Raw genomic sequence first — 10,457 nt, 5'->3', positions numbered from 1 at the left:
GGGCGTCCTGATGTACAGGCGGCACGAACGGTGTGGCGCAAGCGTCAGAACTGGCTTGAGGCCCACCCCGAAAAGATCGGCAACATCGTGTTCATTGATGAAACCGGTCTCAACACCAAGATGGCGCGCCTGAGGGGGCGCTGTCGCAAAGGCCAGCGGATGGTCGCCAGCATTCCTCACGGACACTGGAAAACCATGACCTTTATTGCCGGGTTGCGCTGTGATCGCTTAACCGCCCCCTGGATTGTTGATGGCCCCATGAACGCTGATATCTTCGCGCATTACATCGAAACACAACTCGCTCCGACCTTGAGCAAAGGGGACGTTGTTGTTCTCGACAATCTCTCAGCGCACAAATGTGACAGCGCCAAGCAGGCGGTTGAAAAACGAGGGGCCTGGCTCTTATTCCTGCCGCCATATTCGCCTGATTTTAACCCCATAGAACTGGCGTTCTCAAAATTTAAGTCTCATATGAAACGCCTGAAACCTCGTACAATCGATGACCTGTGGAAGACGGCTGGAAAAGTTTGCGACCTGTTCAAGCCAGATGAATGCCGCAACTTCTTTGCCGCAGATGGTTATGCGTCAAAATAACCCGGAAATGCTCTAGCAAGATGGAGCAAGGTTTGCCGCGAACTGTGTTCAGGAGGGGCTTGTCTTGCCGCGACAATCAACATCTCGCCGGTCTTCAAACGCATCATGGAAATTTTGACCGGCGTGGTCACCATTTCCTGATCACGGCCCAGATACCAAATGCCTTTCATGATGCGGCTTTGGCGTTTTTCCAAGCGGATTGCATGGAGAGAGAGCTTCACCGGAACATGGCTTTCATTCCACACATGCATGTTTTCCTTCAGGCGTAAAACAAAGGGAATACCGCGCTCATGCAGCCAACCCATCCATTTTTCCCCAATGAACTCACGGTCTCCACTCAGCGAGGAAATCGGTTGATCGGGGAACGTTTTGATCATGCGCTCCAACAACGCGGTGCGTTCGGGTGCATTTGAATTTCCCGCTTTGTCCCGCAACGACCAAAACAAGGGTATGCAGACTTTTTCATGCACGATGCCCAGCATCAGGATGTTGATATGACAGCGACCGAACTTCCAGTTTGTACGGTCCAGAGCCAGATGCCACGGCTTTCCAGACAGCCCCATGATGTGAACAATCAGGCGGGCGACACAGGCATCATCAAGATGGACATGTTAAAAAAAACGCTCCAAACGATGATGGACGGATAACGTTTGCGCACGCGTATCAACATACCCGGCAAGACGCCAAATGCTTACGGTTCCCGTTTGAATGATGAGCATGACCAGCCACACGAGCGTTTCACGCCTTGTGCGCCATAAGAAAATATGGCCTTCTAATGAAAGGGATAAGCACTTGGTCAGTGATTTTTGCATATTCTGAGACTTTCCTTTGACAGAGAATCTCAAAGTATGAATCGCTTCAGGTGTTTATCCCGTTAAGTCGGGTACTGTGCATAGGAACTAAACCACTTACGTATGCTGGTGACGACATTGTGTCGCAAAAGCTTCACACCCAAAGGACTATACCCCATCATCGCTCAACATATATCATCAAAGGTCTTTACTCACTCTAAACATGCCCCTCTCAACGACCGCCCTACACCCCTGAGGCCTCAGCACCCGAAACGGTCGCAGAGCCTGTGTGTTTTGGACTGATTGATAAAGTAGAATGCGTTTACCCAAAGCCATTAAGGACAACTTATATTTTCTGTTGGCCGAAACTAAATCGCAGGTCGCCAGTTTACGGGTATTTCTCGAAACTGGCTCCCCCTCCGTGGCGCATCGTATTTTGGATCGCCGCGGCTATACCTATAATTTAAAAATGCGTATCTATGACAGTTGCAACGTGACACTGCAACGGGCCCCAAAAGGCGACACTGACCTCTATTCGTTACGCGCCGCCGAAACCATCGCGTCCGACTTGGAACGTTTAAGCGACATCTGTCACGATTGCGTCCGTTTGATCGGCGCGCTCACCCATCACAACTATTTAAAAAATCTTCCCAATCTCGCCTTGCTGAATAAAATCTCCTCCGGCATCGATATGATTGAGACGGCATTGAATGACGACGATACCCAACTCGCTTTGAAAATTGGGGATATCGAAGGCAAACTGGACCAGGCCTATGCCCGTTTATTTGCCCTGCACATAAAACAACTGTGCAAAACCAAGCAGACCGAACAAACCATCACTTCACTGTTCGTTGCCCACCGCATTGAAGCCATGGGGGATGTGATGCGCGACATCAGTGAGTCCATCATCTCCGCAAAATTGGGAAAACCGATGCGCATAGACCGCTTTCGCTCTCTTGATGCGGCGTTGACGGACTTAGGCCTGATTGGCGCCGAAGTCCAAACCCTTGCCCAAACCAATTCAGGAAGTGGCGTCGCCGCCATATCCTTAGCCCACGGCGATGCAAACGGCTATGCGGGTATTTTTAAAGATGGCACCAAAAACAAACTGAACAACGAACGGGAAAGTGTCGAAAACTGGCATGAAATTTTTCCCGGCCTCGCCCCGCGAATTTTGTCCTACAATACACACGGTAAGAATGCCTCGCTTTTGATTGAACATTTGCCAGGCCTAACCTTTGAACAGGCGCTGCTGCAAAAAAACGATAAGACTTTGGCGCGGGCCTTGAAATGTCTAACTCAGACCCTCAATGCGGTGTGGAGCGAAACCAAGCGCAGCCAAGGGGTCCCGGCCCGTCACACCCAACAACTGGGCAAGCGTTTGGGCGACGTCATTGCCATTCACCCCGAATTTGAAGCCATCGGCGGGGAAGTCTGCGGCGCACAAATAAAGTCCTTAGAGCAGCTCTTGGACGGTGCGCACAAAGTGGAAAAAGCCAATCCTGCGCCGTTTTCCGTCTACATTCACGGCGACTTCAACTTAGACAATATTATCTTCGACGACGATACCCGTCAAATCCGCTTTATCGACTTGCATCGCTCGTGTTACATGGATTATGTCCAAGACATCGCGGTCTTCATGGTGTCGAACTATCGTTTGCAGGTGCTTGACCAAACCACTCGCTGCCGAATCTGCGCGATCGCCACTGAGTTTCACGACTTCGCTGCCGAGTTTGCCGCCAAGAATGCTGATCCGACCTTCGAGCTGCGCTTGGGCTTAGGCTTGGCGCGATCTTTCATATCATCGACCCGCTTCATTTTGGACAAGACATTGGCGAAAAATATGTTTCTACGCGGGGTTTACATTCTTGAGCGGATCCAAGGCGTCACGCCGAAAACAGCGCAGTCCTTTCGCTTGCCGATCCAGGAATTGTTCGCATGAGCCCGCCTAAAATCGCCGTCATTGGAATACCCGGAAAATGGTCTACGGAAGTTCTTGCCGATGCCCTACACACCAAGACTGGCTTTCGTCTCGTGCTCGACATGGCCGATGTATCCTTGGATTTATCCTCCCAGACGCTTTGGGCGGGTGAGATCAATCTGTGTCAACTGGATGGCATTGCCATAAAAAAAATTAGTCAAGACTACAGTCCCGCTATGCTTGATCGCATTGAGCTGCTACGGGTTGCCGAACAGCAAGGGGTTCGGGTGTTTTCACCGCCCCAAACCATTGTGCGCATGATTGACCGCTTAGCCTGCACCGTCACCTTGCGCGGCGGCGGCGTTCCAATGCCCGATACTTTGGTCAGCGAAGATGAAAATGTCGCATTCGACGCCGTACAGAGCTTTGGCGAAGCCGTGTTTAAGCCCCTTTATTCGACCAAGGCGCGGGGCATGTGCGTCATCTCCGCGACCCACGGCCCTACCGCAGTCCGCCGCCAAATCAAAGTCTTTAAAGCCGACAATCCCCTGATGTACATCCAACGAAAACTCCATTTGGCAGGACGGGATTACGGCTTGGTGTTTTTGGGTGGGGCCTATTTGGGCGCGTACGCCCGAGTGGCGCAATCTAACATCTGGAACACCACCGTGCACAGCGGCGGAAAATACACATTGCATGAACCACCGCAAAGCACCATCAACATGGCGGCCCAGGCGCAAAAACTGTTTGGCCTGGACTTCACCACCGTGGACGTGGCTGACACCGAGGATGGCCCCATTGTCTTCGAAGTCTCCGCCTTCGGTGGATTTAAAGGCGCACAAGACGGGATCGGCATTGATGCAGCGACCCTTTACGCTGACTATATGATTGCAAAGGTTACACTGTGAACAGCGTAGAATTTTACACCCAGAAACTGATCCAAGACCATGCCTTGGCCGAGGGGCAAATCGTCTTGGGCCTGAAGGGTATGCGCATCGGCGTGCGTTCCAATTCTTCCGTTCTCTTGGAAAAGTTGGGTATTTATTTTGCTCACACCTTGGATGTGGGACCTGCTGACTTGGAGCTTTTGGCCCTGGAAACGGATCCGCCTGAACTCGATCTGGATTTTATCGGTTGGCGGCGTGAAACGAACAAGTCCGGGCGAAAAGACAGCTATATCGACTTTGCGGACGGGCGGTTGATTCGCAAAGTGCGCACCGGCATGGTCTTCGTTCTCAGCGCCGATCACAACATCGCTGCCGGACCGTGCCTACAAAACAACAACCAGGTCATCAACTTCATCAACGCCGCGTATATGACCCACTTGCAGCAACACAACGCTTTAATCTGCCATGCATCCGGGCTAGCGCTGTATGGTCAAGGGTTGGGCATCGCGGGGTTTTCCGGCGGTGGGAAGTCAACCTTGATGTTGCATATGCTGAAGGAAGACGGCGTGCAGTTTCTATCAAACGACCGTCTGTTCATCAATCGGAATGGCGAAGACGTCATTGCGACCGGCATCCCCAAACTACCCCGCATCAATCCCGGCACCATCCTCAACAACGACATGCTAACGGCGATCCTGACGGCGGAGCGACATGCCCAACTTTCACAGCTTCCACCGCTAGAGCTTTGGGACTGTGAAGAAAAGTATGACGTTGATGTCGAAGCGTTTTTTGGCGAAGGCAAAATTGCAACCTCCGCCCAGCTATCGGCTTTTTTGGTTCTCAACTGGAGACGCGACAGCGACCAGCAGTGCGCCATCAACGCCGTCAATGTGTCAGAGCGTCCCGATCTTCTGAACGCCATGATGAAATCGCCGGGACCTTTCTATCAGCTAAAAGCCGGCGGTTTTTATAAGAACAACACTCCGCTTGATGCTAAACCGTACCGGGACATAGTCGCGAACGTGCCGATCTTCGAAGCAACGGGCGCGGTTGATTTTGACCATGCGGCGGACCAATGTCTAAACCACTTGAAACGACAGGACCTTCTGTTGTGAGACGAGAGTTACTCATATTACGCCATGCCAAAGCGCGCAAAATTAGCTTCAATGACAATGGTGAAGAAGACGAGGCACGGGCCTTGAAAGACAAAGGCAAACGCCATGCCCAACGCATGGGGGCTTGGTTGGCGCGGCATGATCTGCGTCCCGACTGTGTGCTCAGTTCTCCCGCGAACCGCGCCCATACCACGGCTGAAAAGTGCTACAAAAGCGTTGGCTGGCCCGCTGACTTAATCGAGAAAGACGCCCGCATTTATGAAGCCACGCTGGATGATTTGTTCTCAGTTCTACGAGAAATTCCGAAATCTGCTCGCCGGGTGATGATGGTGGGCCATAATCCCGCCCTGGAAGAACTGGTGTTGACGCTGTGCCGCAACCTGGAGCCGGACAATGACAAAGGTGGATATCTGCGCACGGCGGCCCTTGCCCATCTACGCATTGAAAGCGAATGGAAGGATTTACGCGCCAACTGTGCTGAGCTGATTCAAATTGTCGAACCCAACACCTTACCGCATCTGTTCCCCTTCCCCACCGTCGACGGCCTCGAAGAACGCATCCGCCCAGCCTATTATTACCGCCAATCGGCCGTTGTTCCGTTTCGCCTTCAAGACGATGAACTGCAAGTCTTGATCATTTCATCAAGCGAGCAAAACCACTGGGTGATCCCCAAAGGCATCCATGAGCCAGGACTGTCTTCCAAAGCCTCCGCCGCCAACGAAGCGTTTGAAGAAGCAGGTGTCGATGGCCGGGTTTTGGACTGCCTTCTTGGCACTTACAATTACAAAAAATGGGGCGGCGCTTGTGCGGTTGAAGTCTACCCCTTGGCGGTCACTCATGAAGTGGATGAGTTGAAGTGGGAGGGACGCCACCGCGATCGGCAACGGGTCTCGCTCACAAAAGCCGTGTCAATGGTGCATAACGTGGACCCCAAGCCCATCATCTCCAGACTTAAAGACGCCTTGAAAGACTTAAAGTGATGGCGCATCTGATTACAGCCCTTATACGAAACAGCGATTACCATCAATGTGCAGACACGCCCAAAGATGATCCTCCCTTCGCGCTGACGCCACTTGAAATGCAACCCTAAATCACTGAGGTGGAATACATGAAAAACACCGGACGCTTTCGCCATGAATCTTTGCAAGATCAAGATACCATCAAAAGCCTACTGAAAGCAATAACCAGCGGCATCGGTGAGGGTAAAATCACCCTGGAAGATAAAAATGCAAGCCTCGTCATGGAACCGTCGGGCTTATTGCGGATTAAGATTAAAGCCTCAATAGACGATGACCGGAACACCCTTGGCATCCGCATATCCTGGCAAGGTGAGAAAGACATCACCAAGGACAAAACACTCAAAGTGATAGGCCGTTAATCACCGCCACAGTTGATGGATGTTTGCATTTTCGCTAGGGATTCAGGCGTACAACCAACTGCAAATTTCCATCAGGTCTACGCCTAAAAAAACGACCTGTAAATAAAACAGGCTCATTTCCCGATGCCCACGGCGCCGCGAATCCTACGGGACGGCGGCGCTTCCCCCATCTTCACGAACTTGTGATGAAAATAAAAAAATGTAATACTTTCACACATGGGAAACTTTATTCATTTTTTGGACTCCACGGTGGATGTTTCCAGCGCCTACACCTACAGCTATGATATGGCGTATGTGTTGCTCTCCTTTTTAATCGCTATGTTTGCCGCTTTTATAGCCCTTAAACTGTCCGGCGAAGTTATTCATCTCAAAAGTAGGTTAGTCGGTAAAATCGTTTGGCTGATCCCAGGGGCCTTATGCCTGGGCACGGGTGTGTGGGCCATGCACTTCACTGCCATGCTGGCCTTACGCCTGCCGTGCAGCGTATCTTATGATCCGTGGCTCACCGCTATCTCCATGGTCCCAAGCGTGCTGGCGAGTGCGGTAGCTTTGTGGATGATCGGGCGGACCGAGATTTCTGTGCTTAGGTTGGTCATGGGCGGCGTTGCCATAGGCACCGGAATTTGCGTCATGCACTATAGCGGCATGGCCGCCATGCGCCCCGCAGGCACTGCCATTTATTATGCACCAACGATGTTTGCGCTTTCCGTCGTGTTCTCTATCATCTTGGCTATCTTGTCATTGCAAGTGAAGTTCACGTCGAGCGTTCACACAGATCGCGTTTCTAAGCCCGTCCAGATCAGTGTTGCTACGGTTATGATGGCCATTGCCATTTCGGGTACGCATTATCTCTCTATGGAAGCAGCCTATTTTATTCCAGTAAAAAATAGCCTGTCCTACACTGAGGGGGGGCCAGACAACTTGCTGACGGTCAGCATCATTATCGCCGTTATACTGATCAGCGCCCTCACATTTTCAGCCATCATGTTGAAACGCAACCTAAAACTCATTCACGCTTTGAAAAATATAATCAAAGAGCATCATCTCTTGAATAAGGAATTAGAAAAAAATAAATACAGTCTGGCAAAGGCACAACACATTGCCCACTTGGGCAACTGGGACTGGGATCTTTTAGCAGACACGTTCACGTGGTCTGACGAAACATACCGCATCTTTGGTTACATGCCGCAAGAGTTTGCTGCCACTTTCCAAGATTTTGAACGGGGTGTGCACCCTGATGATTTGGGTGTGCTAGAAGCCGCGCTCAGTGAAGCTCTACTTGGCAAGCCCTTTAATATCGAGCATCGCATCGTTTTGCCCAGTGGCGCTGTCAGGGTTGTCCTTGAACAAGGTAAGGTGAGATTTGATGAAAACCAAAAAGCCATCCACATGACCGGCACAATTCAGGACAAAACAGAGATATCACAGTTGCAAACGCAGATTCTTTCCGCCCAAAAGTTTGAGAGCCTGGCGCATCTGTCCGCCAACATCGCCCATGAGGTCAACAATGGCCTAACGCTCGTTCAAGGTTATATAGGCCTCGCTAAAGATGAACTTCTTACGGAAAACGAAGGCCGGGAAACCGCCACAAGATATTTGACAGATGCCCTTGAAAGCGTCAAAGAAACATCGAAAATCATGAGAGAAGTCCTCTATCTGTCGCACAAGACAGACCTAAATATGCAGGTGTTTAATGGTGCTGCCTTGGTTGAAAGTATGGTGGTATTAATCAAAAGCTTGACCCTCAACACCATTGTCTTGAAACTCGACATCCGAGACAAAGACTCTCAGATAAACGTTGATAAGAAACTGTTATCGCAGGTGATTATCAACCTTACCATTAACGCTCGGGACGCCATGATGAGCGTCCCGAGAGGATCCAAGCAAAACATTTTGACATTAGGTTGCTACAGAGTTGCGGAAAGAAAGATAGTGCAGGCGGACGGCACTCTCTATAATGGACCCTTGTTTGCCATCTATGTTGCTGACAATGGCCCCGGTATGAGCGAGGGTGTGCAAGGCCGGATATTTGAGCCGTTTTACACCACAAAGCCCGAATACAAAGGGACCGGACTAGGGCTTTCTATGGTTTTTTCTACGCTGCAAACCTTCAAAGGTATTGTTGAAGTCAAAAGCCAAGTCGAAGAGGGGGCACGTTTCACTCTGTTTTTACCTGCTATACTCAAATGAACCTGGGGGGGGCAATGGCCGATTTTGATGACAAAAAGAACAGCGCCACGTCTAAGGCTATTATTTTTTTGGTAGAAGACCGCAGCACGCAAGCTGAGCTTATAGTTCTTTTGTTGAACAAAATCGGATTCAACAAAGTCCGCGTTTTTCTGGACGCAAACAGCGCATTGGAAGCCTTTCACGACAACCCCGAAGCTGTAGACATGATCATCTCCGATTTTAATATGCCCGAGATGAGCGGCGTCGATCTCCTCATCGCAGTGCGCACATCGAAGTTTAACAATAAGGTGCCGTTTGTCGTTGTTTCGGGCATTCATAACACCAACGCAGCCCTCACCGCCTCTCATCATGGCGCAGATGCCTTCATCGCCAAGCCCTTTGACCATTATAAACTGGCTGAAAAAATAAAGCCGCTTCTGCTCCACCAGAGCGTTTCGTTGACTTGAGTAAAATGGTGGCTAAACCACATTAAAAATAGTGCTTGCTAATCATCAGTCAATGTATTTCGAAAACGGCTTATCGCGATGTCCCATCATCGGATGATTTCGGGTTTTTCCCGCGCGAATAAGGGCCGGTTCCGTCCTCGCGCATACCTTCTGCCGTCTTGCGCCGCCGGGGTCTCTGGCGCGTCATGGTGATGCCTTTGCGAGGATTATTCTGGCCGACGATGTCCCAATAGGACGCTGGCGCATGCTTTGCGGCGATACCAAGGATCGTTTCAAAGGACACATGACGATAATATCTACGGTTGTAGCGAAAGACGAATTCGTTGAGGTAGACATCAATGTGCTCGCGGCGAAAACCATGATAAGTGCCGAGGCCCCAACGTTTGAGAAGGGCGAAGACTCGGTGAATCCATTGCAGCGGAATGTGCGCCGCCATGTTGCCAATGACACGTGGATCGTGCCGGTAGCCCTCCAGTCCAGGAATTGAAGCGTGACCATCGGAGATTAAGGTAGATCCGGGGGCAATATTGGTAGCAATGAAAGCGTGGATGTTCGGCTTCTCGTTGCTGGGGATGACCGCCAGACGGCAGCGCCCCGACAGGGTGTCGAGGTACTTCGACCCACGAGGCTTGGGTTTCTGTGCCTTTCCGCTGGTTCTATCACGAATCTCGACGGCTTCGATGATCAGGATTTTGCCGGTCTTGAGTGGGCTCCGGGGTGCGTCGTTGTCGTGGAACGGTATCTCGGTCTGATCAATCTCGACGACACCATCCAACAAATCTCGGCTTGGATCAATCATCGAACGCCGCAGTTTTTGTTCCAGCAACCATGCCGAACTGTAGGCGATCCCCATCTGCGCCGCCAACTGTCGGGCCGAAATCCCGTTCGAATGCGTTGCCATAAGATGGGCCGCCCAGAACCAGACCCGCAACGCCAGTTTAGTCCGGTGCATAATCGTGCCTGCAGTCACCGACGTATGGCCACGGCATTCCTTGCACGCGTAGGTGTATGCCAGACTGGTCAGAAGAAAAGCATCTTTGCTGCCGCATTTGGGGCAGACAAACCCGTCCGGCCATCGCCGATCCCGTATCAGACAGTAACAGCTCCTGTCGTCAGGGAACCGTTCCTGGAAATC

Annotated in this window: 10 protein-coding genes and 1 pseudogene; 8 read left to right on the top strand and 3 right to left on the bottom strand. The window is 51.2% G+C overall.

The window, feature by feature from the left end:
* On the top strand, positions 1-594 hold a 594-nt coding region (locus BEN30_RS12200; RefSeq protein ID WP_139135010.1), incomplete at its 5' end, for an IS630 family transposase.
* Here the strand turns inward: BEN30_RS12200 and BEN30_RS12195 are convergent.
* Positions 579-1,157: a transposase gene (locus tag BEN30_RS12195; RefSeq protein ID WP_069958611.1), complete on the bottom strand. Its 579-nt coding sequence runs from the start codon at positions 1,155-1,157 to the stop codon at positions 579-581. The genes BEN30_RS12200 and BEN30_RS12195 overlap by 16 nt on opposite strands.
* A 48-nt stretch (positions 1,158-1,205) precedes the next feature.
* Positions 1,206-1,406: a hypothetical protein gene (locus BEN30_RS18380; RefSeq protein ID WP_139135009.1), complete on the bottom strand. Its 201-nt coding sequence runs from the start codon at positions 1,404-1,406 to the stop codon at positions 1,206-1,208.
* A 295-nt stretch (positions 1,407-1,701) separates the two neighbouring features.
* Here BEN30_RS18380 and BEN30_RS12190 point away from each other — a divergent pair, with 295 nt between their 5' ends.
* The 7 genes from BEN30_RS12190 (at position 1,702) to BEN30_RS12160 (ending at position 9,322) form a co-directional block, all read left to right on the top strand.
* Positions 1,702-3,327, top strand: coding sequence for a PhoU domain-containing protein (locus BEN30_RS12190; protein ID WP_069958610.1), 1,626 nt, complete (start codon positions 1,702-1,704; stop codon positions 3,325-3,327).
* Positions 3,324-4,214, top strand: a complete 891-nt coding sequence (locus tag BEN30_RS12185) for a GAK system ATP-grasp enzyme (protein WP_069958609.1) — start codon at positions 3,324-3,326, stop codon at positions 4,212-4,214. The genes BEN30_RS12190 and BEN30_RS12185 overlap by 4 nt, the downstream gene beginning before the upstream one ends.
* Positions 4,211-5,308, top strand: a complete 1,098-nt coding sequence (locus tag BEN30_RS12180) for an HprK-related kinase B (protein WP_069958608.1) — start codon at positions 4,211-4,213, stop codon at positions 5,306-5,308. Before BEN30_RS12185 ends, BEN30_RS12180 begins: the two co-directional genes overlap by 4 nt.
* Complete coding sequence (locus BEN30_RS17975; protein WP_170827048.1) at positions 5,305-6,288, top strand: histidine phosphatase family protein; 984 nt, start codon at positions 5,305-5,307, stop codon at positions 6,286-6,288. The genes BEN30_RS12180 and BEN30_RS17975 overlap by 4 nt, the downstream gene beginning before the upstream one ends.
* A gap of 128 nt (positions 6,289-6,416) precedes the next feature.
* Entirely contained in the window at positions 6,417-6,686 is a 270-nt protein-coding gene (locus BEN30_RS12170; RefSeq protein WP_069958607.1) for an amphi-Trp domain-containing protein, read from the top strand.
* Positions 6,687-6,935: 249 nt separating this feature from the next.
* A complete protein-coding gene (locus tag BEN30_RS12165; RefSeq protein ID WP_170827047.1) occupies positions 6,936-8,876 on the top strand; it encodes an MHYT domain-containing protein in 1,941 nt (646 codons plus the stop codon).
* 14 nt (positions 8,877-8,890) lie between these two features.
* The gene (locus tag BEN30_RS12160) at positions 8,891-9,322 is read left to right on the top strand and encodes a response regulator (protein ID WP_170827046.1); all 432 of its coding nucleotides are present in this window, start codon (positions 8,891-8,893) and stop codon (positions 9,320-9,322) included.
* Between the two features lie 229 nt (positions 9,323-9,551).
* On the opposite strand, the pseudogene BEN30_RS12155 reads toward BEN30_RS12160, so the two are convergent.
* Positions 9,552-10,457: pseudogene (locus tag BEN30_RS12155) on the bottom strand (IS1595 family transposase); the annotation flags it as partial.

This window comes from Magnetovibrio blakemorei (assembly GCF_001746755.1).
GTDB lineage: Bacteria > Pseudomonadota > Alphaproteobacteria > Rhodospirillales > Magnetovibrionaceae > Magnetovibrio > Magnetovibrio blakemorei.
Note: the sequence above shows the minus strand (reverse complement) of the source record. Positions and strands in the feature narration are given on the sequence as shown.